Raw genomic sequence first — 24,433 nt, forward strand, 5'->3', positions numbered from 1 at the left:
ATCGGGGCCCCGATCTTTCCGTGACTGAAGAAATCCGGCACCGCTGTCAGAATCCCGATTCCTCTCTACCTGGGAGCCGCCGATGCCTTCTCGTTCTGCCTCATGCGCTTGCGGCCAATTGGTCGCGACAACTTCAGCCGAGCCTGTCCGCGTCTCGGTCTGTCACTGTCTCGCGTGCCAGCGCCGGACCGGCAGCGTGTTTGGCGTGCAGGCGCGCTTCCCGGCCGCTGCGGTCACGGTCAGCGGAAACGCAAAGCAGTTCGTCCGCGTCGGCGACGAAGGGGGGCGAGCGACCTTCAACTTCTGCCCGCATTGCGGCTCGACGGTCTACTACACCATCGAAGGCGATGCAGAGAGCATGGCCATCCCGGTGGGTGCCTTCGCCGATCCGTCCTTCCCCGCACCCGGCGTCTCGGTATACGAGGAGCGCATGCACGCCTGGGTGGGCATGCCGCGGGACATGCAGCACATGGCTTAGCTCCCATGCGAACGATCGGGTGCAGCTTCGCTTGCCGTCACTGTCCGAATCGCTCGACGAGTGCGGTGCCGTTTATGTAAGGCAAGGGTCCGCAGGAGCGGACAAGGACTAGTCGAGCTCCGCAAATGCGCGCCGCATGGCAGCCGTTCAAAACGTCGGGCGCCGCATCAGGCCGGGCGCGTCCGCCGTCGCCATCGGTCCCCGTCGGCAGGGCGGCTTGCTCGGTCATGCAACACCGCTTAGGCTTCGGGCGACTATCGGTGGCCAGGTTCGCTTATTGCCGTAAGAAAGTGAACGTGACCCCGATCCTTTTGGGGAACGTATGAACAAATGGTTGATTGCGGCCGGCTTGGCCGCAGGATTGCTGGCGTCCCGCCCTTCGGTCGCCGGTGACACGTCCGCGGCATGCAAGCCGGGCATGAGGATCTCGGAAGAAGGCTTCGTGCCGATCGATGGCATCGAGCAGTGGGTCACCATCGGTGGCGCGGACTGCGCCAATCCCGTTGTCCTGATCGTGCATGGCGGCCCGGGTAATCCATCAACGCCTTTTGCCGAAAATCTCTACGGCCCGTGGGAGAAGGATTTCACGCTCGTGCAGTGGGACCAGCGCGGCAGCGGCAAGACGTTTGCGCGAAACCCGGATACAGCCACTCGCCCGCTGACGATGGCGCTGATGGCCAGGGATGGCGTGGAAGTGGCTGCCTATGCCACGCATCGCCTGGGCAAGCGGCAGGTGATTTTGTTCGGCGGCTCCTGGGGTTCGGCGCTGGCGATCAACATGCTCAAGCTGAAGCCCGAGCTGTTCTCCGCCTACCAGGGCACATCGCAATTGGTCGAATACCGTGCGAACCAGAACGCCACCTACAAGCGCGCCTTGGAGCTGACGCGCGCCGCCGGCGACAAAGAGGCGGTCGCCTCGCTGGAGGCCCTTGGTGCACCACCGTGGGAAAATCCGCGCGCCTTCGGCATCGTCCGTCGCATCACGCGCCGGTACGAGGCAAAGAACACCCAGCCCGCGCCGGACACGTGGTGGAATTTCCCGTCGCAGTACGACACCGCGGCCTACAAGACGGCGTATACCGACGGTGAGGACTACTCGTACGTGCAACTCGTGGGCATGAAGGGCGATGGCATGCTCTCGCGCATCGATTTGCCGGCCCTCGGCACGACCTTCCCCATGCCGGTCTTCATCATCCAGGGCAAGGAAGACCTCCTCACCATGCCGAGCGTGACCAAGGCGTATTTCGACCGCATCAAGGCGCCGACCAAGCAATACATCCTGCTCGACAAGGTCGGCCACGACCCCAATCCGCTCATGGTCGACGCACAGTTCCGGGTGCTGAAGACGCAGATCGAGCCGCTGGTTCAAGAGCATCGGGATCCGGTTCACTGACTGCCGTGAGAAAGTGAACCGGACCACGATCTTTCGATCTTTGGAGGCATGATGACCCGAACCACGCCACTGCTCTTTTCGCTGCTGATCGTCGGAGTCGTCTGGCTGAGCTGGCGCCACTACCAGAACGCCAGGGCACTGCTGCGGGACTGGGCCGCGGCCAGCGGCTTGCGCATCCTGCACGCGAAATCCAACACTTTCTGGCTGTCCGTCCCGCTGTCGATGTGGCTCACCACCTCGAAGTACCAGATGATCTTTCGCATCTCTGCTTACGACGAATCCAGCCATCGCATACGCACTGGCCTGGTGCGACTGGGCACGCCGATATGGGGCATCATGAACCGCGACGCGGTCGACGTGTTCTGGGACAACGAAAGCTGAGGCTTGTCGGGCGCTTTCTTGCGGACACGGGCCAGCATTCGACTCGTGTGGCTCCGTTCCGCGTCCCCGGAATGGGTTTCGGTCTGGTTGAACGATCCGCCGATCCGCGGCCCCTGCGCAAGATGCCCCATGTCGCCATGGATGCGTTCCAGGCGGCGGTGGAACAGCGCGATGATCCAGCGTGGCGCAGGAGCCGGTGGCGGTGGCATGGCGCCCGCGCACGGGCGTTAAGATGAACTGGCACGGGGCGAGTGGAGGCGGGGATGTGGAAGCGGGTGGTCGGTTACGGGGCGCTGCTGGCGGCGGGCACGCTCGCCCTGCAGTGGCTCGACTACCAGCGCCTGGCGCGGATGCATTCGGGCGACGTCTACCTGTTCCTGGTCGCGGCGGCCTTCCTGGTGCTGGGCATCGTGCTGGGCGTGCGGGTGTTCGCCGCGCCGGCGCCGGCCGCCTTCGACGGCAACCCGAAGGCGCAGGCGGCGCTGGGGCTCAGCGAGCGGGAGCTGGAGGTGCTGCACGAACTGGCCGCCGGCCATTCCAACAAGGAGATCGCCGCGCGCCTCCACATTTCGCCGAACACGGTCAAGACGCATGTGGCGCGAGTGTTCGAGAAGCTGGGCGCGAAGCGGCGCACCGAGGCGATCCGCCGGGCACGCGAGCTGGGGATCGTGCCCTGACGCCGGATTATTTGGCATGAATAGGCCGAAATCACCCGTTCGGGCGATTGCCGGGCGGGACCGGATCGCGGTCAATGGCGGCTCGATCCATCACTCAAGGGGTACACCATGTTGCGCACCATCCTGAAGTACGGCGTGATCGCCGGCCTGGTCGTCGGCGGCTTCGAGTTCGTCACCTTCGTCGCGTTTTCCGGAATGCCGCCGATGAAATACGGCATGCTGATCGGCTACACGACGATGCTGATCGCACTGAGCGCGGTGTTCGTGGGGATCAAGCGGCACCGGGACGTGGACCGGGGCGGGGTGATCGGGTTCTGGCCGGCGCTCGGGGTCGGGCTGGGGGTCAGCTTCATCGCCGGGATCTTCTACGTGGTCGCGTGGGAAGCGGTGCAGGCGATGACCCACATGGATTTCGCCAGCTCCTACGCGAACGCCATCATCGCCAGCGAGAAGGCGAAGGGCGCGAGCGCCGAGGCGCTGGCGAAACTGAGCGCCGACATGGATGCCTTCAAGGTGCAGTACGCCAACCCGATGTACCGCTTGCCGATGACCTTCGCGGAGATCTTCCCGGTCGGCGTGCTGGTGTCGCTGGTCTCGGCGGGACTGCTGCGCAACAGCCGGTTCTTGCCCGCGCGACGGGGTTGAGGTTGCCCGCATCGCCTGGGCTTTCCTGGCCTACCCGCAACCTGAACTCCGCGCGCCTGCAGCAGGCTTTGCCCGAAGAAATCCCCGGAAGCGGCTGCAGCAGGCCCGATGCGGCGTGCAGTATCGCGAAGTTGCGTCAGTCCTGATTTCCTGCCTCGATCGCACAACTTTGGCGAGCGCCAACACGGAGGAGCGTCATGAAGCTTTGGGCCCTTGCCCTGTGTCTGCTGGCTGCATGCGCAAGCGCACATGCAACGACGACGGTTTGGCAGCCGGATGCCGGACACACACAAATACCGATCTGGCCGGGAGCGGCGCCGGACGCAAAACAAGTTCCCGGTCCGGAAACGGCGAAGCTGAGCGACAAGTTGCTGGCCGGCAAGCCGGTGACCGCGGTGACCAACGTGACCGAGCCGACGATGACGGTGTATGCGCCCAAGGGGAACAACACGGGCGCTGCGGTCGTGGTGTTTCCGGGTGGCGGCTTCCAGATCCTGGCGATGGACCTCGAGGGCACGGAAATCTGCGACTGGCTGACGTCCAGGGGCATCACCTGCGTCTTGCTGAAGTATCGCGTCCCGAGTGTGCCCTATGTCTGGAAGTGCGATTGCCGTCCGCACAATTACCAGTTGTCGGTACCTTCATTGCAGGATGCCCAGAGAACGCTGCGGCTGGTGCGCCATCACGCGGCGGAATGGCATATCGATCCGCACAAGGTGGGCGTGATCGGGTTTTCCGCGGGCGGCTATCTGGTGGCCGAGATCAGCACCAACTTCAACCGGCGCCTGTATGCCCCCGTCGACGCTGCCGACCGGGAAAGCGCCCGCCCGGATTTCGCGATGCCGATTTATCCGGGACACCTCGCGGTCGATCACGACAGCAAGTTGAATCCGAATGTCCCCGTGTCCCGTGAAACGCCACCCACGTTTCTGGTGCAGGCGGAAGACGACAACGTGGACGGCGTCGAGCAAGCCCTGGTTTATTTCGCTGCGCTGAAGGAGGCCGGCGTACCGACGGAAATGCACCTGTATGCGCACGGCGGACACGCGTTTGGACTGAGGCCAACGTCGGACCCGATCACGCGCTGGCCAGCCCTGGCCGAGGCATGGATGAGCAACCTCGGGATGATTCCCGCTGCAGGCCGATAGGTGATCAAGCATGTTCGCTTTCGTCGGTGGACATCACCGATACGCTCAGGCAGTCACCAGCAGTGCCTGTTCCGGACGCCGTCGTCTTGGATTCGCGCCGGGATGTTTCAGTGCCCGCGTGCATAGCTGCTTGGGGACTGGCCGACGTGGCGGCTGAAGGCGGTGCTGAAGGTGCTGGCCGAGCCATAGCCGACGCGTTCGGCGACCTCGGCCAGTCTGATGTCGTGGCTGCGCAGCAAGTCCTTCGCGACAGCCATGCGCCAGGCAAGCAGGTATTCCATCGGCGGCAGCCCGACGGCGCGCGTGAACCTTTCGAAGAACGCCGAGCGCGACAACGCGGCCTTCTTCGCGAGCTGGTCCACGGTCCACGAACGCGCGGGATCGCCGTGCATGTGCCGCATCGCAGCCGCGAGCCGGGCATCGGCCAATCCACGCAGCAGCCCCGGCGGCGTACCTTCGCCCGGTGTCGACCGCAGGGCCTCGATCAGCAGCACTTCCACTAGGCGCGCGAGCACCAGGTCGCGGCCGGATCTTCGATGGGCGGTTTCCTCGCCGACCAGACGTACCAGCACCGACAGCCGTTCCACATCGCGTACATGCACCAGTGCCGGCAGCAGTGTCACCAGCAATGCCGTATCGGGTGAGTCAAAGACGAAATAACCGCCGAGCAGGCGTACGTCGGGGCGCCCTCCACGGGTGCCGTGGCGAACTTCACCCGTCGGCGCGGGCGTTACCTTCGGATCGATGCGCTCGGGGGTCACTGGCTCGAACCCGGACAGGGTGAAGCCCGGCGTCGCAGGGAGAAACACGAAGTCGCCCGTCTCCAGGGTGACGGTGTCCTGGCCGTCGACAGCCAGAAGGCAACGGCCATCGAGCACGACGCAGAAGCTTGGTTGTCCGAAGTCGCCGTAGCGTACCCCCCAGCGCCCGGCGCCGCTGATGCCCTTCGAAAACACGGTTCGCGGTCGAAGCAGCGTGATGATCTCCGAGAGCGGGTCAAGCATGTTGTGGACTCTCGCCAACGTAATACGGACTTTGAATTGTAGATCGTCCTTTTCCGTCTCGCTATCGTGGCATCTCCGAAACCGAGAGAAAACCTGCAATGAACACTGTACTGATTACCGGCTGCTCGTCCGGCTATGGTTTGGAGACCGCGCGCTACTTCCATTCCCGGGGCTGGAACGTGGTTGCCACCATGCGGACACCCCGCGAAGACGTGCTGCCCCACTCGGACAGACTCCGCGTGCTGGCGCTGGACGTGACCAGGCCTGAGAGCATTTCAGCCGCGCTCCAGGCGAGTGGCCCCATCGATGTCCTCGTCAACAACGCGGGCATCGGCATCCTGGGCGCGTTCGAGGCCACGCCGATGGCCACGGCGCGCGAAGTATTCGAGACCAACACCTTCGGCGTCATGGCGACGACGCAGGCGGTGCTGCCCCAGTTCAGGGCTCGCAGGTCAGGTGTGGTCGTGAATGTGACATCGAGTGCCACGTTGGCGCCGATGCCGCTGGTTGCGGTGTACACCGCGAGCAAGGCGGCCATCGAAGGTTTCACCGGGTCGCTTGCGCACGAGCTCGCATCGTTCGGCGCTCGCGCCAAACTGGTGGAGCCAGGCTATGGCCCAACCACCCGATTCACCCAGAATGGCGCCCCGCGGATGGAAGGGTTGATTCCCGAGGCGTATGCACCCTATGCGCAGTCCGTCTTCGCTGCATTTGCCAGGCAAACGGTGGTTACGAGCGAATCGGATGTGGCCGAAGCGGTTTGGTGCGCGGCGAACGATGCCTCCGGGCAACTCCGTTTCCCGGCTGGCCCCGACGCGGTGGCGCTGGCTCGGTCGAAATGATCGAAACGCGGGACTGAAAATCGGGACCAAGAAAGTTTTCGAACTGACGATGCCCGTCCAACTGGGGCCTGGTTCGCCCATTGAAGACGGGAAGTGAATCCAGTCCCGTCAGTTGTCCTTGGATCCCGCCGGGCTCTCCTTCAGCAGCCCGAGCCGCAACAGGCTTTCCGCGGTGGCGACGATGGCTTCCTCGCGCGTACGCGGCGCCCAGCCGAGCACGCGTTGGGCCTTTGCGCTGGTGGCGTTCTTCGGCTTGCCGAGTTCGGGGATGATCTGTTTCACCGCCGGGTCGCGCAGCGCGGCGAGGCGCACCAGCCAGTTCGGCAATTGCCGGGTCGGTACCCGTCTGGCCGCTGCGCCCATGCGGTTCTTCAAGATCATGGCGATGTCGCGGATCGAGAGGAAATCGCCGGCCACGGCGAGGAATCGCTCGCCCTTGGCGGCGGGATCGGTCATGGCGCGGATGTGCAGGTCGGCGACGTCGCGCACGTCGACGGCACCGAAGGTGAGTTGCGGGCACCCGGGCATGGCGCCATCCATCAGCCGCTGCACCAGCAGGATCGAGGTCGAGTAGTCCGGCCCCAGCACCGGGCCGAACACGCCGACCGGGTTGACCACGGCAAGTTCGAGCGCGCCGCCTTCGCTGGCGATGAAATCCCAGGCCGCGCGCTCGGCCAGGGTCTTCGATTTCGCGTAGGGCTGCACGTCTTCGCCGGCAGGATCGGTCCAGTTGCTTTCGTCGAACGGCGCCGTCTGCACTTTCTGCCCGTAGCCGACCGCCGCGAACGAGGAGGTCAGCACCACGCGCTTGACGCCCGCGTCGCGCGCGGCGCGCAGGACCCGCAACGCCCCTTCGCGCGCCGGCACGATCAACTCGTCCTCGTGCTGGGGCAGGGTGGCGGGAAACGGCGACGCGATGTGCAGCACGTATTCGCAGCCGGTGACGGCTTGCGGCCAGCCGGCGTCGCTTTCGAGATCGGCAACCACGAAGGACAGGCGGTCGGTCGACTCGGCGCCACCTTGCTGCAGCATCGCGCGTACGTCGCCTTCGCGTTTCAGGCTGCGCACCGTGGTGCGTACCAGGTGGCCTGCCGCCAGCAGTTGCAGGATGGCTTGGCTGCCGATGAAGCCTGATCCGCCGGTTACCAGAACGGTGCTCATGGTCATTCCTGTCGTTCGATGCGTGGGAAACAAAGGGTGGGTAAACAAAGCGGGAAACGAAGGGCGCGGAACCAGTCAGAGTGCACTATAAGTCAGCTCGGACCACTCCGTTCCAGGCTCGTCTTCCTGCACAGGCGGGGATCGCAGTTTGACGACTGCTGGAGTGCCGACCTCCTCACGCCACAAACTGCAATCGCGCCAGCCCCGCATGCAGTGCGTCCTCGGCCATCAGACGAAGAAGCCCGACGCCATCAACGCGCCGGGCTTCTTCAATCATCGCAGGCGCAACGAATCAATCGTGCGACTTGGCTACCACGCTGCCATCGTCCGGATCGACCAGCAGGTCGACGTCGTTGCCGTGCGGAGTCTTGGCTTCGGCGGCCCACAGGCCTTCGTCGAACTTCACGTCCTTGACGTTCTGGTAGCCGGCGTTCGCCAGCTTGGCGCTGATCTCGTCCTTGTTGAGCTTGGATGGCGCATCGGCCGCATACACCTTGCCGTTGACCGGCCCGACCGCGAGCTTGACCCACTTCTTGTTGCCGCCGCGTGCCTCGCTGCGCCACACGCCGTCCTTGAATTTCAGGCCCTTCACTTCCTTGTAGCCGGCGTTGGCGATCGCGGTCTTGACGGCATCCTCGGTCGAGCCGCCGGTGGGCGGCTGGGCCGGCCACGTGATCGTCGTCACCGTCGTCGTGGTGCTGGTGGTCGACTGGGCGGTGGCAGGCATGTCCTGTGCGAGGGCAGCGCCGCAAACCGACAGTCCAATCAAAAGGGGAAGCATGCGCTTGATCATGGGGAACTCTCCTTGGGGGGCGAAACGGAACGGTATCGCCAGCTTGCGCAGGCGTCGTTCAAGGGATGCGAGCCGGCAGGTCGCACTCGGCGCCGACTCTTGCAGCCGAGATCAGAGCATCAGGCTCAGGACGATGGCGTGAATGTGCGCGTGACTTTCGGGTGAAAGAAGGGGAGGGTTCATCTTTGTCGAGGCGGCGTTGGGCCTGCAGCCTCGGCCAAGGGAAAAAGCAGGCAACGTTATTTTGGGCCGGAGAGCTGCGATCCAGCGGAGTTGTCTCGAGGTCGGCCCGTTCGTCTGCGGCCACGTTTCCATCAGCTGGCCGGGCGAGATCGCGTAGTTTCCGGCGTTCACGTGTCTGGAGCCGCTGTCGGGCCCCAAGCCGGCACTGGGTGGCGTGCCACGGGTGACATGGCGTGAAACTCGGGGCAACATGCCGACACCAGCGAAGCTCGCGCATGCAACAGGGACAGTCTGTCATGGCGTATACATCCATCAATTATGCAAGCAACCTCAATGCGCCCGTTGGAAAGTGGGTGTGCGCACCGACATCCCGCCTTGGGCCGTTCGATCAGGCGCCGATGGACGGCCAAACCCGCGGGACGGATCTGTGCGGCCAGTGCGTATCGTATGTAAAGAAGGTCTGCCCTTCTTTGCCGGTCACGAGCCAGTGGAGGAAGGGGGCCGCCGTACGCAACAATGCGAACATCGCCTCCGGCACGGTGATCGCAACATTCAACGCCTCGGGGCATTACGAGGGGCATGCCGCGATCTACGTCAGCCAGAACGCCGCCGGCGTGCTTGTCTACGACCAGTACGTCACCCCGCCAAGCCCGAAGGCGATCGGGCCAAGAGTGTTGCGCTGGGGAGCACACGGGCGGTCAAACAACGGGGACAATTTTTATGTCGTTGAATAGGGTGCCTCTTTCCTTGCTGCTTGCGTGCCTCTGCGCCTGTTCCGCGCCCCCTCTTCGTGCGGCGGATGTCTGCCCCGCGCAAGGCAACTCGGCGCTGCGCTCCGTGGATGTCTTTGACGGTTCGCCGGAGGAGATGGCCAGCCTGGTTCCCGACGAGGCGCACGAGCGATCCGGTTACTGGCAACTCGGGTACGTCTACGACGCCGGCCGGTTTGTCTCTGTTCGATGCAAATATGCCGATGGAAGCGCGGTCGACGAGAAGCTCGCCCACCGGGTCGGCAGGTGCGATTACAAGATCGACGCACGCAAGACACTTTCGCTGCGCTGCCAATAGCCGGGAAAGACGGCAGGCACCCGCTCGGCCAGGAAAATTGAAAACGGCTGGATGCCCAGGGCACGGTCGATTGCCGGGTGACGCCCCGCAGCCGATTTCATGACGTGCCACAAGCGGCACGGCTCGGCCGGCTAACATGCTGGTTCCGCAACCACACCGACGCGCGCTGCCATGTCTCCGACTATCCTCATTCGCCTGCTGGTGGCTGCGTTTTGCATGACCGTTACGCTGCTGACGGCAGCCAGCGAGCAGCACACGCCGACGATTGGCCAGCAACGCGAAGCCGTGCTGTTCTGGCCCCAGGCACAGCGTGAGGCGCAGTTCCGGCGGATGTACGAGTTGTTTCCCAGCGATCGCGCCCCGCACGACGCGCATGTCCATGAACTGCCGCAGGGCAAGCCTCTGCTGCTGGGCGGTCAGGGTGCGTCGGGGTTGCTGGCTGGCTACATGGACCAGCACCACCTCGCCGGCGTGCTGGTGCTGCAGCGCGGTCGCATCCGCCTGCAACGTTATGCGCTGGGCTTCGGGCCGGCGCAGCGCTGGGAATCGTTCTCGGTGGCCAAGTCGGTGACCTCCGTCTTGCTGGGGATCGCGCTGCAGCGGGGCGACATCCGCAGCCTCGACGACACGCTGGGCACCTACATCCCGGAACTGCGCGACAGCGCCTACGCCAAGGTCACGGTGCAGCAGTTGCTGACGATGACCTCCGGCGTGCACTGGAACGAGGACTACGCCGACGCCAGGTCGGACGTGGCGCAGATGTATCTCGGCGCCTGCGTCGACGGCCAGGCGCACATACTGTCGTACTTGCGCAGACAGCCGCGGCAATGGCCCGCCGGCACGCACTGGAACTACAACACCGCGGAAACCGACCTGCTCGGAATCCTGGTGCAGCGGGCCACGCATCGTTCGCTGGCCGCCTACCTGTCGCAGACGGTCTGGCAGCCGTACGGCATGGCCGCCGATGCGTACTGGATCAAGGACGAATGCGATGGCAGCGACACCGGCGGCAGCGGCCTGTCGGCCACGCTGGGCGATTACGCGCGGCTGGGGCAGTTCATGCTCGACGGCGGTCGCATCGGCGGCAAGCCGGTGGTCGCCAAGGCGTGGCTTGACGGTGCGCTGCACCGCCAGGAAAGCGTCGACGAGCCCGGCCGCGGCTACGGTTATCTGTGGTGGACGGATGCCGATGGCAGCTATGCCGCGATCGGCATCTTCGGCCAGATGGTCTACGTCGATCCTTCGCGCCAGCTGGTGATCGCCCAGGTGGGTGCGTGGCCGCATGCGACGTCCGACGCGCTGGTCGCCGCGCGCAGCGCGTTCGTTGCTGCCATCAAGCACGCGCTGGATGCGGAGCGGGATTCATCGACGCACTGAGTCGCGTCGTGTTGTAAAAACGGTGGCTTCCTACAGCACGGGCGCATCGCGCAGGTTCGCGCAGATGGTTCCGATGCGCGCCTCATCGCTTGGATTCGGCCGATGAAGCATGACGCCGGGCGCCATGTGTTCCGCGGGCCATTTGCCAGGGCGCGGATGAGTCACTGCGAGAGAGACGTGGTGCTCGCCGGTGCGGGCGCGACGGGAGCGAAAGCAACCGCCCGGCCAGGCGTGATGCCCTTGCGCCACAGGGCGAGCTGGTTTTCGATGCCGCTGCCGATATCGATTTGCGGTTCGGACGGGGTCAGCTTGTCCTGCCGCTCCCATTGGCTGATCTCGCTGCTGGCCTGCTTGAACGCATCGACGAAATTGTCGGTGTGGTTGAGGGCATCGACCAGCCACGCCCTGCCGAAATAGGTGATGTCCGAATCGCTGCCGCAGCCGAATGAGCTGCGGTCGGTACGCGCGGCCGTGAGCACCAGGGTGCCCGGGCCCCGCAGTGGCGGCACGAAGCCACCCGAATAGCAGGCGTTGACCACGACCACCTTCCATTTGAACGGACGCTTGGCCAGGATGCCGGCCAGGTCCGGCGCGCCGATCTGGTCCAGCGGCAGCGGGTCCATGTCGACCAGCAGGTTGTGGTCCTCGTCGCCATGGCTGGTGACGTACAGCATCAGGATGTCCTGATCCGGCTGCATCACCTTGGCCAGACCATCGAGGGTGTCTTCGAGATTGCTCCAGCTGGCCAGCGGATGGGTGGTGAGGGTGGCCGGATTGTTTTCCAGCGCCAGGGTATGCGCAGAGGCACCGAAGCGCCCCGCAAACAACGGGGCGGCGTACTCGGCCTCATTGCGGAATACGTCCTCGCCACCGTCGCCGGCAAAGGTCACCACATACAGGTTCGGCTTGCCGGCCACGCGCGGGGTCAGTTTGGCCAGCGCCTCACGCACCATCCGCGGCTGCGCGTAGAGCACCTGCTCCGGCGTCGGCGCGGTGTTCGGCCAGTCATCGCCGCTGGCGGCATCGGTTGGCGACGCGTCCGATGCGCTGCTGTCCGCGGTGGCCGGCGCGGAGGCGGATGGCGTCGGCATGCCGGCGCCGGGCAGCGGTGCCGAGCGATTCGGCAGCCAGAGCATCAGCAGTACGCCGGCGGCGAAGGCGAGCAGGGCGGTAAGGACTGTACGCATGGCGGAATCTGCGCCCGGGTTCAGAGAGTGATGGCGTTGAAGTCGCGGTGGACGGGATGCCGTGGCGCGTCCGGCCATGCCAGCGGTTCGCGGATCAGCCAGCCGGTGTGGAAGCCGGCGGCCCGCGCGGCATCGAGTTCTTCCACGATGTCGGAAAGGAACAGGATGTGCGCGGCCTGCTCGCCGATCGCCTCGGCGATGCGCCGGTAGGATTCGGTCTCGCGTTTCGGGCCGGTTTCGGTATCGAAGTAGCCGGCGAACAGCGGGGTCAGGTCACCGGCTTCGCTGTGGCGGAAAAGCAACTGCTGCGCCGGCACCGAGCCGGAGGAGTACACGTAAAGGCGCAGGCCGTCGGCACGCCAGTCGCGCAAACGCGCGGCGACCTCGGGGTACATGTGGGCGCGGTAGTCGCCGGCTTCGTAGCCATCCTTCCAGATCATGCCCTGCAGCGCTTTCAATGCCGTGGATTTGCGATCCTGATCGATCCATTGCAGCAGCAGCTCGATGATGTCCTGGCGGCTGGCTTCGACCAGGCCGGCTTCCCGGGCTGCTTCATGCAGCCAGTGCTGCACGTCGGGCTGGTCGCCATGGGTCTCGATGAAGGCCGGCAGCCGCTTGCGCGCATAGGGGAACAGCACGTCGCGTACGAAGCTGATCGAGCTGGTGGTGCCCTCGATGTCGGTGACGATGGCGCGGATTTCGGTCATGGCGATGCTGGCGGGAGGTGCTGATGGTTGATGAACCATCAGCATAATCGAATGGCTGCCCGGTTGTGTCACGGGCAGGGCGGGCAAGTGTGCGCGTTGCCGCGGTTGCCGCAATCAGCCTGCCATCCCCCGGCCGGTGATGCCTCAGCCCGTCATCGCCTGGCGCGGCTGCATCCGTGGAAAGCGCAGGGCGATGTCGTCGCCGGTGAACTGCGCGACCCAGCCTTCCTTGTTGGTGAACAGCCGGATCGCCACGAAATAGGGTGCTTCGCTCATGTCGAACCAGTGGCGCGTGCCGTCGGGTACGCCGATCAGGTCGCCCTGTTCGCACAGGATGTCGTAGACCTTGCCGGCGATATGCAGGGTGAACTGGCCGGAGCCGGCGACGAAGAAGCGTACTTCGTCCTCGCTGTGGGTGTGCTCGCTGAGGAATTTCTGGCGCAGCACGGCGCGGTCGGGATGATCCGGCGCGAGGCTGATCACGTCGACGGCCTGGTAGCCCTTTTCGGCCATCAGGCGGTCGATGTCGCTGCGGTAGGCGGCGATCACCTCGTCCTGGCTGGCGCCCGGTGCGATCGGCCGGGTGGCTTCCCACTGTTCGAAGCGGACGCCGACCTGGCCCAGTTCACGCGCGATCGCGGCGTGTTCGTGATGCTCGCTCAGCGGCGATTGTGGGCGGGATTCGTCGAAGATGCGCAGTCGGCTCATGATGCCCTCAGTCTTTTCAGGTCCAGTTCGCAGCCGAGCAGGAACTCCAGCGCTTCCAGATGGCGTTGTGCCTCGGCCATGTCGCGGCCCCAGGTGTAGATGCCGTGGCCGTCGATCAGGTAGGCATGCAACGGCTTGCCGGTGTCCAGCCAGGCGTCGACCTGGGTGACCAGCTCGGGCATGTGCTGGGTGTTCGGGAATACCGGAATCTCCAGCGTGCTCTCGTGCGTGTGATAGCCGGTGATCGCCTTCTGCAGTTCCCAGCCTTGCAGGCGGATCACGCCGTCGCTGGCGAACAGGCGGGAAGCCACGCTCTGCGTGCGCGAATGCGTGTGCAGCACCGCGCACATGTCCGGCCAGCGCCGGTAGATCTGGGTGTGCAGGGCGGTTTCGGCGCTGGGACGGGCGTCGGTGCCGACGGCGTTGCCGTGCAGGTCGATCAGCATGATGTCGCTGCGGCCGAGCCGCCCCTTGTGCCGGCCGGAGATGGTGATGGCGGCATGTTCCGCGTCCACGCGCATCGAGAAATTGCTGCTGGTGGCCGGCGTCCAACCCATCGCGGACAGCTCGCGCGCCGCGTCCGCGATGGCGTCGGCACAGGCATGGAACGTGGCTGCGGCGATCGTGGCGGGGAGGTCTTGGCTCATGGTGTTTGGACGTCCAAATGAGCGGCCATCATAGCATGCGCGAGGCGGTGGCCCGGTTGGAATGAGAGCCATTCGCGCAAGTCAGGAAAGATTGCGCAGGCGGGCGTACCATGCGAAGGAGATCCGGTGCAGGGTGCGCCGGGCAGATTCCGACGGAGGCTTGCCCATGTCGAACGAACAAGATACCGAATCGCGTCGCCGATTCCTCAAGGTGGCAGCCGGCACCACCGTGGCTGCCGTGGTCATCGGTGGTTTGCCGCGCTTCGCGCGTGCCGCCGACCTGCCACCGGTGACCGAGGCCGACCCGACCGCCAAGGCACTGGGTTATGTGGAAGATGCCAGCAAGTCCACCGACGCGAAGCACAAGGCCGGCGACGACTGCGCCAATTGCCAGTTCTATTCCGGCGCTGCCACCGGTCGCGGGCCGTGCCAGTTGTTTCCGGGCAAGTCGGTGAATGCGAAAGGCTGGTGCGTGTCGCACACGCCGAAGAAGGCCTGATCTCGACGCGGTTGGTCGCCCATGCAGATCATGCGAAGGCCGGCGTCATGCCGGCCTTTCTTTTCATGCGCGCCGCGACGATGCAGCGCATGCGGCGAAGCAGGAGGCAATCCGGGGGGGGCAGGGCGGCTGGCCCGAAGAAAGTGCTGCCCGACGCATCAGGCTGAGGAGCTGACTCACCTGACGCGCCGGGCGGCGATCCGGGGCCCACTGCCAAGTGATCAACCCGCGGACTGAGGATCATACTCCCGCGATCGGCGAATGGGCGATCAGTCACTGAATTTGTATCGAAAAATTCTCGTTAAATTCATCAAAAACAATAAGTTGCATTCAAATTTCTGATTATTTTGATTAAGAGAGTGTCTCGGCGAGGCGCTTCCCATTTTCGCGAACATCAATGACATTCGCGTATTTTGGATGATATTCGACGAAATTCGCTGCAGTTGCCCCGATCATGCCGATGGCTGGTTCCGTAGATGGCTATGCCGGCGGCCATAGCCGAAATAGATCGCCATGCCGATCACCGTCCAGATGCCGAGCATCAGCCACTGGTACCAGTTTTCCCAGTACAGCAAGGCCAGGCAGCTGAGCACGCCGAGCACGCAGGTCACCGGTGCCCACGGCACGCGGAACGTGCGCGGCAGGTCGGGTTGCGTGTGGCGCAGGATCAGCACGCCGGCGCAGACGGCGACGAAGGCGATCAAGGTGCCCATCGAGACGAGGTCGCCCAGCACGTCGAGCGGGAATACCGCCGCGAGCGCCGCAATGCCGAGGCCGGTGATCACGGTGTTGATGTGCGGCGTGCGATAGCGCGGGTGGATCCTGGAGAACACCTTGGGCAGCATGCCGTCGCGGCTCATGATCATGAAGATGCGCGGCTGCGCGATGATCATGACCAGGATCACCGACGACAGCCCGATCAGTGCGCCGATCTCGACCACCCAGCGCAGCCAGCCGAGTTCGGGATGTGCCCTGACCGCCGTCACCACGGGTTCGGCGGTGCCGAGCTGGTCGAACGGCAGCAGCCCGGTGATCACCGCGGCGATGCCGATATACAGGACGGTGCAGATGGCCAGCGACGCCAGCGTGGCGATCGGCAGGTCGCGCTGCGGATTCTTCGCTTCCTGCGCGGCGGTCGAGGTGGCCTCGAAGCCGATATAGGCGAAGAACACCAGGGTCGCCGCCCGCATGATGCCGGACCAGCCGTATTTTTCCGGACTCTGGTTCGCCGGGATGAAGGGATGCCAGTAATCCGGGTTCACGTAATGCCAGCCAGCGACGATCACGATCACGATCAGGCTGACCTTGAGGATCACCATCGCGAGATTCGCGCCGCTGGATTCGCGGATGCCGACATAGCACAGCCAGGTCAGGGTCAGCACGATCGCGACTGCCGGCAGGTTGAACAGCGCGCCGGTCGTGACGAGGTGACCATCCATGTAGGCGAGCGGTGCATTGGTCAGCACATCGGGCAAATGGAGGCCGCAGTTGTCCAGCAGGCTGACGAAATAGCCGGTCCAGCTGACCGCGACCGCCGAGGCCGACACGCCGTATTCCAGCACCATGTTCCAGCCGATGAACCAGGCCACCAGCTCGCCGAGGGTGGCGTACGCGTAGGAATACGAGCTGCCCGACATCGGGATCAGGGTCGCGAACTCGGCATAGCACAGCGCGGTGAAACTGCAGCAGATCGCCGCGATCACGAACGAAAGGATGATCGCCGGGCCGGCATGCTCGGCGGCAGCCTGGCCGGTGATCACGAAGATGCCGCCGCCGATCACCGCACCGATGCCGAGCGCGGTGAGACCCCAGGGTCCCAGCGTCCGCTTCAGGCCAGGGCCGTCACCTTCATCGACGTTGGAGAAATCGGTTTTGCGGGCGAGTAGCTGCTTGAGCATGGGCGTTCCGGATATGACACCGGCACGGTGGTTACCGTGCCGGCTATGTTGCGGGCCAAATGGAGGGGCGTCGGATCAATCCGGCTCGGTACCGTTGGCCAGATGGCTCTTGCGGTAGCCGTAGAGGTAGTAGACCACCAGGCCGATCGCCGCCCAGCTGAAGAAGATGACAATGGTCTTGGTCGAAAGGTTGAAGAACAGCAGCAGGCAGCCGAGCACGGCGAGCGGGCAGACCAGCCAGGCCATCGGCGTGCGGAACGGGCGATGCCGGTCGGGCTGCTTCTTGCGCAGGATCAGCACGCCGAGCGCCACCATCATGAAGGCAAACAGGGTGCCCGAGTTGGTGACGTCAGCCAGGATGCCCACCGGGAACATGGCGCCGAACAGGGAGACGAAGGTGCCGGTGATGAGGGTGATCACATGCGGTGTATGGAAGCGCGGATGGATCTTCGCCAGCGAGCTCGGCAGCAGGCCGTCGCGGGCCATGGTGAAGAAGATGCGGGTCTGTCCGTAGGTCATGGTCAGGATGACCGACGGCAGCGCGATGCTGGCTGCGAAGCCGATCAGGTTGCCCAGCGTGTTGTGGTCAAGCATGCGCACGACGTGCGCCAGTGCCTCCTTGCTGCAGACCAGCGCCTGCGAGGCATGGCAGGCGGCTGCCATTTCGGGCGTGCCCGGCTGCAGTGCCATGCCGTCCGGACCGAGCATCGGCTGGGCTCCCACCGAACCGACGGCGCCGTAACTCACCAGCAGGTAATAGACGGTGCACACACCCAGCGAGCCGATCAGGCCGATCGGGATGTTGCGGTTCGGGTTCTTGGTCTCCTCGGCTGCCGTCGACACGGCATCGAAGCCGACGTAGGCAAAGAAGATCGAGGCGGCCGCGCCAAGCACGCCGATACCTCCCATCGGACTGCCCCAGCCATTCGGCACGAACGGGTGGAAGTTCGGATCCTTCACGGCAGGCAGCGCCACGAAGATGAATACGGTCAGGGCCGCGACCTTGATCAGTACCAGAAAGGCATTGACCTTGGCCGACTTGGAGGTACCCACGACCAGCAGGAAGGTGACAGCCAGTCCGATCAGGAAAGCGAGCAGGTTGAACGTGCCGCCGTCCATCGGACCGGTGCGCAGGAATTCCGGCAGCCCGAACCCGCGGTTGGCCAGCAGGCCATTCACGTAGCCCGACCAGCCGACGCAGACCGTGCTGGCGGCGATCGTGTACTCCAGTACCAGTGCCCAGCCGACGACCCAGGCCACACCTTCGCCAAGCACGCCGTAGGTGTAGGTATAGGCGGAACCGGCGACCGGTACCATCGAGGCCAGTTCGGCATAGGCCAGTGCGGCCAGCGCGCAGACCACGGCGGCGATCACGAAGGCGATCATCATGCCCGGGCCGGCTTTCTGGCCCGCCTCGGCGGTCAGCACGAAAATACCGGTGCCGATGATGGCGCCGATGCCGAGCATGGTGAGCTGGAAGGGACCGAGCTGCCGTGTGAGGCCTTTTTTCTCGGCGGTGGCGAGAATCTGGTCGAGCGACTTGACGCGCTGGAAAAGCATTGGTGACTCCCCGTGGAAACAAACACCACACTCGTCCGTAACCGCGACGAATATGACGCGACGAGCCGATGTGACGAGCAACCATAACGGAGTGGGGGAAGGGGAACAAGCTGCGACGCAGCTATGATGGGGACCGTTCCCGCATTCCATGTCACAAGTCATGCCGTCTGATTTTTCGCGATTGCTGGTCGAGCTCGGGGAATACGCCTCGCGTGTTCCGGGCGAGGTCGCCTCGGCTGTCCGGTTCGCCGGTTTCCTGCAGTCCCATCCCGCCGTGTTCGAGCGCAGTCATCGGTCAGGCCATTTCACTGGCTCGGCATGGCTGGTCAGTGCAGACGGCATGCGCGTGCTGCTGATGCATCACCGCAAGCTGGACCGCTGGCTGCAGCCGGGAGGGCATGCCGACGGCGATGCGGACCTGGCGCGGGTGGCGTTGCGCGAGGCACAGGAAGAAACCGGTGTGGCGGGGCTGCAGGTCGAGCATGGCATTTTCGATATCGACCGGCATCGCATACCGGCACGCGCGAACGAACCGGCGCATTGGCACTACGACGTGCGCTACGTGGTGCGCGCGGGAGCGGACGATCGTTTCGTGATCAACGAGGAGTCGCGGGCGCTGGCCTGGCGCCCGGTAGCCGAAGTCGCCGATCAAGCCGGGTTCGACGGCTCGTTGCGCCGGATGGCGCAGAAGTGGCTGGCGCAGCGCGCCGCCTAGCCGTATTTCGCAGGCGCCGGGTTCAGGTGGCCGCAGGCGTCACAGGTGCGCGCCTCGCGTGAACCATAGAAGCGGTCGAACACCGGCGGGAAGTCGCGTTCGATGCTGTCGAGCACGAAATATTCCTCGTACAGCCTGTGGTTGCAGCGCTCGCAGAACCACAGCAGGCCATCCTTCTCGCCATTGAGGCGGCGCCGTTCGATCACCAGGCCGATCGAGTCGGGCATGCGTTGCGGCGAGTGCGGCACGCGTGCAGGCAGGTAGAAGATTTCGCCGGCGCGAATGGGTATGTCGCGCGCCCGGCCATCGTCCTGCACCTTCAGCACCATCTCGCCCTCGAGCTGGTAGAAGAATTCCGGGCCTTCGTCATGGTGGTAATCGGTGCGCGCGTTCGGGCCGCCCACGATCATGATGATGAAGTCGCCATCGACGATGCACTTGTTGCCGACCGGTGGCTTGAGCAGGTGGCGGTGCTCGTCGATCCAGCGCTGGAGGTCGAGCGGAGGCAGCAGGGCCATGCGAAATTCCCACGAAAACCAGCAAGCACCTTAGCGCCGATGTCGCCGCAAAAAAAGCCGCCCCGACGAGGGAATCGGGGCGGCCGGTGCAACGAAGCGCTACAGCCGATTACGGCATTAGCACCTTGTCGATCACGAAGATCACGCCATTCGACTGGATCACGTCCGCGATGGTGATGTCGGCCACGTTGCCCTTGTCGTCGGTGACGGTCCAGGCACTGCCGCTTTTCGCGACCGTGATCGAATCGCCTTCGACAGTCTTCAGCACGGCCTTGCCGCCGCCAGCCATGACGGCCTTTTCGAGATCATGCGAAGTCATTCTGCCGGCCACCACATGGTAGGTGAGGACCTTGGTCAGCGTGGCCTTGTTTTCCGGCTTCAGCAGGTTGTCGACGGTGCCTGCGGGCAGGGCGGCAAATGCCTCGTTGGTCGGGGCAAACACGGTGAACGGACCGGTGCCGGAAAGGGTGTCGACCAGGCCGGCAGCTTTCACCGCGGCGACCAGGGTGGTGTGATCCTTCGAGTTGACCGCGTTCTGGATGATGTTCTTCGACGGGTACATCGCGGCACCGCCGACCATCGGGTCCTTGTGCATGCTCATCGAACCCATGGCATCCGACTGCGCGAAGGCCATCGGCACAACGGCAGCGGTGGACAAGGCGATGCAAAGGCCGACAGCGAGGGTTCGCATGGAATGGTTCATCTTCATTATCTGTATCTCCAAGTCTTTTCCGCTTACCGGATTGGAAGCATGTGGAGATACGGCGCCCGGGTGGATCCGGATGCATTGATGGCGATGAATATTCGCAAGGGATGGTCTGGGCAACTCGTCATCGCGGCGGAGGCTGCGATCCGGTGCCGTTGCAAATCAAGGAAGACGCTGAACCCTGCTCCTGCCCCTGTTCGGGGGACGCTGGAGTGACGGCAAAGACTTGTCCGGACCATCTCAAGGTGGATCTTGGGCGATCGGCGAACGTGTGCATCAACGACAGTCACGTCTCGCAGGCAGCGAACTGTCCGCAATCACTCAAACCTCAAGCGTAGCCAGATCGCCTTTTTCCTCCAGCCATGCCTTGCGGTCGCCGGCGCGCTTCTTCGCCAGCAGCATGTCCATCAGTTTCGACGTGCCGTCGTCGTCGCCGATGGTGAGTTGCACCAGTCGACGCGTATCCGGATGGATGGTCGATTCGCGCAGCTGCGGCGGGTTCATCTCGCCCAGGCCCTTGAAGCGGGTGGTGCTGACCGCGCCCTTGATCTTCTCGCGCTCGATCCGCTGCAGCATCGCTTCCTTCTCGCTTTCGTCGAGGCAGTAGAACACCTGCTTGCCGACATCGACGCGGAACAGCGGTGGCATCGCCACGAACACATGGCCTTCGCTGACCAGCGTCGGGAAATGCTTCAGGAAAAGCGCCGCCAGCAGCGTGGCGATGTGCAGGCCATCCGAGTCCGCATCGGCAAGGATGATCACCTTGCCGTAGCGCAGGCCGGACAAGTCGTCCTTGCCCGGATCGCAGCCGATCGCCACGGCGAGGTTGTGCACTTCTTCGGATGCCAACACGGAAGTCGATTCGACTTCCCAGGTGTTGAGGATCTTGCCGCGCAGCGGCAGGATCGCCTGGAACTCCTTGTCACGCGCCTGCTTGGCGCTGCCGCCGGCGGAGTCGCCCTCGACCAGGAACAGTTCGGTGCGGGTGATGTCGGTGGCGGTGCAGTCGGCCAGCTTGCCGGGCAGTTGCGGGCCCTGGGTGATCTTCTTGCGCACGATCTGCTTGGCCGCTTTTAGGCGCGCGCTGGCGCGTTCGATCGCCAGCTGGGCAATCCGCTCGCCCATTTCCACGTTCTGGTTGAGCCACAGGCTGAAGGCATCGTGGATGACGTTCTCGACCATGCCGGCGGTCTGGCGCGAGGACAGCCGCTCCTTGGTCTGGCCGGCGAACTGCGGGTCCTGCAGCTTGGCCGACAGCACGAAGGCGAGCCGCTCCCACACGTCTTCCGGCGCCAGCTTGACGCTGCGCGGCAGCAGGTTGCGGATCTCGCAGAACTCGCGGATCGCGGTGGTGAGGCCGGTACGCAAGCCGTTGACGTGGGTGCCGCCCTGCGCGGTGGGGATCAGGTTGACATAGCTTTCCTGCACCAGCTCGCCTTCCGGCAACCAGGCCAACGCCACTTCCAGGCCTTCCACGTCGCGAGCCATGTGGTGCACGAACAGCTCGTTCGGCAACGCCTCGCTGCCGTCGAGTTCGCCGCGCAGGTAGTCGCGCAGGCCATCCTCGTAATGCCACTCGATCGTTTCGCCGCTGGCTTCGTCGGTGAGCTTGACGTTGAGGCCGGCGCACAGCACGGCCTTGGCGCGCAGCAGGTGCTTGAGCTTCGACAGCGAGACCTTCGGCGAGTCGAAATACTTCGCCTCCGGCCAGAAGCGCAAGGTGGTACCGCTGCGCTTCTTCGGCACCGTGCCGATCACTTCCAGCGGGCTGATCTTGTCGCCGTGGGCGAACACCATCTGGTACTCGGAGCCGTCGCGGCGGATGTTGACCTGGACCCGGTCGGACAGCGCATTGACCACCGACACGCCGACGCCGTGCAGGCCGCCGGAGAAGTTGTAGTTCTTGCCGCTGAACTTACCGCCCGCGTGCAGCCGGGTCATGATCAGCTCGACGCCGGAGACGCCTTCTTCCGGATGGATGTCCACCGGCATGCCGCGACCGTCGTCGCTCACTTCCACCGAGCCGTCGTTGTACAGCATCACCTCGATCGAGCTGGCGTGCCCGGCCAGCGCCTCGTCCACCGAGTTGTCGACCACCTCCTGCACCAGATGGTTCGGGCGGGTGGTGTCGGTATACATGCCGGGGCGGCGTTTGACCGGATCCAGGCCGGAGAGGACTTCGATATCGGCGGCGTTGTAGCGACTGCTCATGCGTGTATTTCGGATGGTTCAAGACAGCGAAGCATGGGGCGCGTGGGCGGGCAGGGTCAAGCCGATCAGCGATAACCCTGCGCCTGCAGAGAGAACAGGTGCGCATAGTGGCCGTCCTGCGCCATCAGCTGTTCGTGGTCGCCGTGCTCGATGATGCGGCCGTCCTGGATCACGATGATCTGGTCGGCCATGCGCACGGTGGAGAAGCGGTGCGAGATCAGGATCGCGATGCGGTTGCCGGCCAGCTCGCGGAAATGCGCGAAGATGCTTGCTTCGGCCTGGGCATCCATCGCCGCGGTGGGTTCGTCCAGCACCAGGATGTCCGCGCGCGAGCGCATGAAGGCACGGGCGAGGGCGATCTTCTGCCACTGGCCACCGGACAGTTCGCGCCCTTCGCGAAACCACTTGCCAAGTTGCGTGTTGAAGCCGGACGGCAGGTCGTCGATGAATTCGCTGGCCATGCCCTTGTCGCTGGCCTCGCGCCAGCGCGCCTCGTCCTCGAAGTGGCCGACGTCGCCGGCGCCGACGTTCTCTCCCACGCGCATCTGGTAGCGCGCGAAATCCTGGAAGATCACCCCGATGCGCTGCAGCAGGGTGCTTTTGTCCCAGTCGCGCAGGTCGGTGCCGTCGAGCAGGATGCGGCCGCTGTCAGGCGAGTACAGCCGGGTCAGCAGCTTGATCAGGGTGGTCTTGCCGGAACCGTTCTGGCCGACCAGGGCCAGCGATTCGCCGGGGCGGATATGCAGGTTGATGTCGTGCAGCGCTGGCTCGCCGGCGCCGGGATAGGTGAAGCTGACCTGTTCGAAGCGGATGCCGTCGTCCGGCTTCGCACCGCGCTGGACCGTCCCCTGCGACGGTGGCACCGGCGTTTCCAGATATTCGTAGAGGGTCGATAGGTACAGATTGTCTTCGTACATGCCGCCGATCGCCGACAGCATCGCGGAGACCGCCGACTGGCCCTGCCGGAACAGCGACAGATACATGGTCATCTGGCCGAGCGTGATGCGGCCGATCACCGTGGTCATGGCGATCCATGCGTAGGCGCCGTACAGCGTGATCGTGCCGAGCAGGCCGAGCCCGAAGCCCCAGCTTTCGCGGCGCACGGTCAGGTCGCGGTCCTCGCCGTAGAGCTTGTCGAAAATGTCGCGGTAGCGATCCAGCAGCAGCGGGCCGAGCTCGTACAGCTTGACCTCCTTGGCGTGGTCCTCGCGGGCCAGCACGGTTTCCAGATACAGCTGCATGCGCGTTTCCGGCGAACGCCAGCGGAACAGCCGGAACGCATCGCCGGAAAACTTGGTTTCGGACAGGAACGAGGGCAGCCCGGCCAGCAGCAAGACTGCCACCGCCCATGGCGAGAAATGGAACAGCAAGCTGCCGTAGCTGATCAGCGAGATCGCGTTCTGGCCCAGGCCGAACGTGCGGTTGACCAGCGACAGCGGCCGGGTCGATGCCTCGCGGCGGGCCCGGGTGAGCTTGTCGTAGAACTCCGAATCCTCGAAGTGCGCCAGCTCCAGCGTCAGCGCCTTCTCCAGGATCATCACGTTGACGCGTTGTCCCAGCAGCGCGCGCAGCAGCGACTGGCACATCGACAGGCCACGCTGTGCGCCGGCGAGGGCCGCCACCAGGATGCCTTCCAGCGCCACCCACTGGAACACCGATACCAGTGGCGCATGGCCGCTGCTGGTCCATTGGCGGCTTGCGGTGACCACCGCGTCGACGATATGCGCGCCGACATAGGCCACGCCGGCCGGCAGCAGACCGGCAATCAGGGTCAGCAGCGCCAGCGCGACGGTCAACGGGCGACTGGTGCTCCACACCAGTTCCAGCGCCCGCCCGCTGTAGCGGAACACACCCAGGAAGCTGCGGGTGAGCTCGGTGGATTCGGCTGGCGATGAAGGAGCGTGAGGCGGCACGTGGGGAGAATGTC

At 64.6% G+C, this 24,433-nt stretch carries 25 protein-coding genes; 12 read left to right on the top strand and 13 right to left on the bottom strand.

Going from position 1 to position 24,433, the window contains the following annotated elements:
* The first annotated feature begins 82 nt into the window (after nucleotides 1-82).
* From B0E46_RS06610 to B0E46_RS06635, 6 genes are all read left to right on the top strand, one after another.
* Nucleotides 83-478, top strand: coding sequence for a GFA family protein (locus B0E46_RS06610; protein ID WP_077555004.1), 396 nt, complete (start codon nucleotides 83-85; stop codon nucleotides 476-478).
* Between the two features lie 418 nt (nucleotides 479-896).
* Nucleotides 897-1,871, top strand: a complete 975-nt coding sequence (locus tag B0E46_RS06615) for an alpha/beta hydrolase (protein ID WP_217316325.1) — start codon at nucleotides 897-899, stop codon at nucleotides 1,869-1,871.
* 51 nt (nucleotides 1,872-1,922) lie between these two features.
* Complete coding sequence (locus B0E46_RS06620; protein ID WP_077555203.1) at nucleotides 1,923-2,252, top strand: hypothetical protein; 330 nt, start codon at nucleotides 1,923-1,925, stop codon at nucleotides 2,250-2,252.
* A gap of 263 nt (nucleotides 2,253-2,515) precedes the next feature.
* Complete coding sequence (locus B0E46_RS18030; RefSeq protein WP_077555006.1) at nucleotides 2,516-2,929, top strand: response regulator transcription factor; 414 nt, start codon at nucleotides 2,516-2,518, stop codon at nucleotides 2,927-2,929.
* Nucleotides 2,930-3,037: 108 nt separating this feature from the next.
* Nucleotides 3,038-3,574: a DUF4199 domain-containing protein gene (locus B0E46_RS06630; RefSeq protein WP_077555007.1), complete on the top strand. Its 537-nt coding sequence runs from the start codon at nucleotides 3,038-3,040 to the stop codon at nucleotides 3,572-3,574.
* Between the two features lie 197 nt (nucleotides 3,575-3,771).
* Nucleotides 3,772-4,722, top strand: a complete 951-nt coding sequence (locus B0E46_RS06635; RefSeq protein ID WP_077555008.1) for an alpha/beta hydrolase — start codon at nucleotides 3,772-3,774, stop codon at nucleotides 4,720-4,722.
* A 107-nt stretch (nucleotides 4,723-4,829) separates the two neighbouring features.
* On the opposite strand, the gene B0E46_RS06640 is transcribed toward B0E46_RS06635, so the two are convergent.
* Nucleotides 4,830-5,726: an AraC family transcriptional regulator gene (locus tag B0E46_RS06640; RefSeq protein ID WP_077555009.1), complete on the bottom strand. Its 897-nt coding sequence runs from the start codon at nucleotides 5,724-5,726 to the stop codon at nucleotides 4,830-4,832.
* A 98-nt stretch (nucleotides 5,727-5,824) separates the two neighbouring features.
* Here B0E46_RS06640 and B0E46_RS06645 point away from each other — a divergent pair, with 98 nt between their 5' ends.
* The gene (locus B0E46_RS06645) at nucleotides 5,825-6,568 is read left to right on the top strand and encodes an SDR family oxidoreductase (RefSeq protein ID WP_077555010.1); all 744 of its coding nucleotides are present in this window, start codon (nucleotides 5,825-5,827) and stop codon (nucleotides 6,566-6,568) included.
* A gap of 108 nt (nucleotides 6,569-6,676) precedes the next feature.
* Here B0E46_RS06645 and B0E46_RS06650 read toward each other — a convergent pair whose 3' ends face one another.
* Complete coding sequence (locus B0E46_RS06650) at nucleotides 6,677-7,729, bottom strand: aldehyde reductase (protein WP_077555204.1); 1,053 nt, start codon at nucleotides 7,727-7,729, stop codon at nucleotides 6,677-6,679.
* Between the two features lie 292 nt (nucleotides 7,730-8,021).
* Complete coding sequence (locus B0E46_RS06655) at nucleotides 8,022-8,456, bottom strand: PepSY domain-containing protein (protein ID WP_254425072.1); 435 nt, start codon at nucleotides 8,454-8,456, stop codon at nucleotides 8,022-8,024.
* A 545-nt stretch (nucleotides 8,457-9,001) separates the two neighbouring features.
* On the opposite strand from B0E46_RS06655, the gene B0E46_RS06660 reads away from it, so the two are divergent.
* From B0E46_RS06660 to B0E46_RS06670, 3 genes are all read left to right on the top strand, one after another.
* The gene (locus B0E46_RS06660) at nucleotides 9,002-9,439 is read left to right on the top strand and encodes a BPSL0067 family protein (RefSeq protein ID WP_077555205.1); all 438 of its coding nucleotides are present in this window, start codon (nucleotides 9,002-9,004) and stop codon (nucleotides 9,437-9,439) included.
* Nucleotides 9,426-9,773, top strand: a complete 348-nt coding sequence (locus B0E46_RS06665) for an STY0301 family protein (protein WP_168171151.1) — start codon at nucleotides 9,426-9,428, stop codon at nucleotides 9,771-9,773. The genes B0E46_RS06660 and B0E46_RS06665 overlap by 14 nt, the downstream gene beginning before the upstream one ends.
* 216 nt (nucleotides 9,774-9,989) lie before the next feature.
* Nucleotides 9,990-11,150 (top strand): serine hydrolase, encoded by a 1,161-nt coding sequence (locus B0E46_RS06670; protein ID WP_254425074.1) that lies wholly within the window; start codon nucleotides 9,990-9,992, stop codon nucleotides 11,148-11,150.
* Nucleotides 11,151-11,311: 161 nt separating this feature from the next.
* On the opposite strand, the gene B0E46_RS06675 is transcribed toward B0E46_RS06670, so the two are convergent.
* The 4 genes from B0E46_RS06675 to B0E46_RS06690 form a co-directional block, all read right to left on the bottom strand.
* Nucleotides 11,312-12,337 (bottom strand): C13 family peptidase, encoded by a 1,026-nt coding sequence (locus tag B0E46_RS06675; protein WP_077555013.1) that lies wholly within the window; start codon nucleotides 12,335-12,337, stop codon nucleotides 11,312-11,314.
* Between the two features lie 20 nt (nucleotides 12,338-12,357).
* Nucleotides 12,358-13,044, bottom strand: coding sequence for an acireductone synthase (gene mtnC / locus B0E46_RS06680; protein ID WP_077555014.1), 687 nt, complete (start codon nucleotides 13,042-13,044; stop codon nucleotides 12,358-12,360).
* A gap of 144 nt (nucleotides 13,045-13,188) precedes the next feature.
* The gene (locus tag B0E46_RS06685; protein ID WP_077555015.1) at nucleotides 13,189-13,752 is read right to left on the bottom strand and encodes an acireductone dioxygenase; all 564 of its coding nucleotides are present in this window, start codon (nucleotides 13,750-13,752) and stop codon (nucleotides 13,189-13,191) included.
* Complete coding sequence (locus B0E46_RS06690; RefSeq protein ID WP_077555016.1) at nucleotides 13,749-14,399, bottom strand: methylthioribulose 1-phosphate dehydratase; 651 nt, start codon at nucleotides 14,397-14,399, stop codon at nucleotides 13,749-13,751. Before B0E46_RS06690 ends, B0E46_RS06685 begins: the two co-directional genes overlap by 4 nt.
* Nucleotides 14,400-14,565: 166 nt before the next feature.
* Between B0E46_RS06690 and B0E46_RS06695 the strand changes: the two genes are divergently transcribed.
* Complete coding sequence (locus tag B0E46_RS06695) at nucleotides 14,566-14,898, top strand: high-potential iron-sulfur protein (protein ID WP_077555017.1); 333 nt, start codon at nucleotides 14,566-14,568, stop codon at nucleotides 14,896-14,898.
* 452 nt (nucleotides 14,899-15,350) lie between these two features.
* Here the strand turns inward: B0E46_RS06695 and B0E46_RS06700 are convergent, their stop codons facing one another.
* Together B0E46_RS06700 and B0E46_RS06705 are read right to left on the bottom strand one after the other, a co-directional pair.
* A complete protein-coding gene (locus tag B0E46_RS06700) occupies nucleotides 15,351-16,796 on the bottom strand; it encodes an amino acid permease (RefSeq protein ID WP_077555018.1) in 1,446 nt (481 codons plus the stop codon).
* A gap of 75 nt (nucleotides 16,797-16,871) precedes the next feature.
* On the bottom strand, nucleotides 16,872-18,356 hold the full coding sequence (locus B0E46_RS06705; protein WP_077555019.1) for an amino acid permease: 1,485 nt from the start codon (nucleotides 18,354-18,356) through the stop codon (nucleotides 16,872-16,874).
* A 160-nt stretch (nucleotides 18,357-18,516) separates the two neighbouring features.
* Between B0E46_RS06705 and B0E46_RS06710 the strand changes: the two genes are divergently transcribed.
* The gene (locus tag B0E46_RS06710; RefSeq protein ID WP_077555020.1) at nucleotides 18,517-19,071 is read left to right on the top strand and encodes an NUDIX hydrolase; all 555 of its coding nucleotides are present in this window, start codon (nucleotides 18,517-18,519) and stop codon (nucleotides 19,069-19,071) included.
* Here B0E46_RS06710 and B0E46_RS06715 read toward each other — a convergent pair.
* From B0E46_RS06715 to B0E46_RS06730, 4 genes are all read right to left on the bottom strand, one after another.
* Entirely contained in the window at nucleotides 19,068-19,589 is a 522-nt protein-coding gene (locus B0E46_RS06715) for a 3-hydroxyanthranilate 3,4-dioxygenase (RefSeq protein WP_077555021.1), read from the bottom strand. The two genes, B0E46_RS06710 and B0E46_RS06715, sit on opposite strands and share 4 nt — an antisense overlap.
* Nucleotides 19,590-19,698: 109 nt before the next feature.
* Nucleotides 19,699-20,292 carry a fasciclin domain-containing protein gene (locus B0E46_RS06720; protein ID WP_217316326.1) on the bottom strand — a complete coding sequence of 198 codons (594 nt, stop codon included), beginning with the start codon at nucleotides 20,290-20,292 and terminating at the stop codon, nucleotides 19,699-19,701.
* Between the two features lie 324 nt (nucleotides 20,293-20,616).
* Nucleotides 20,617-22,506: a DNA topoisomerase IV subunit B gene (gene parE / locus B0E46_RS06725; RefSeq protein ID WP_077555022.1), complete on the bottom strand. Its 1,890-nt coding sequence runs from the start codon at nucleotides 22,504-22,506 to the stop codon at nucleotides 20,617-20,619.
* Nucleotides 22,507-22,571: 65 nt separating this feature from the next.
* Nucleotides 22,572-24,419, bottom strand: a complete 1,848-nt coding sequence (locus B0E46_RS06730; protein WP_174567065.1) for an ABC transporter ATP-binding protein — start codon at nucleotides 24,417-24,419, stop codon at nucleotides 22,572-22,574.
* Nucleotides 24,420-24,433 lie beyond the last annotated feature (14 nt).

Origin of the sequence: Rhodanobacter sp. B04, assembly GCF_002001125.1 — a bacterium.
Lineage (GTDB): Bacteria > Pseudomonadota > Gammaproteobacteria > Xanthomonadales > Rhodanobacteraceae > Rhodanobacter.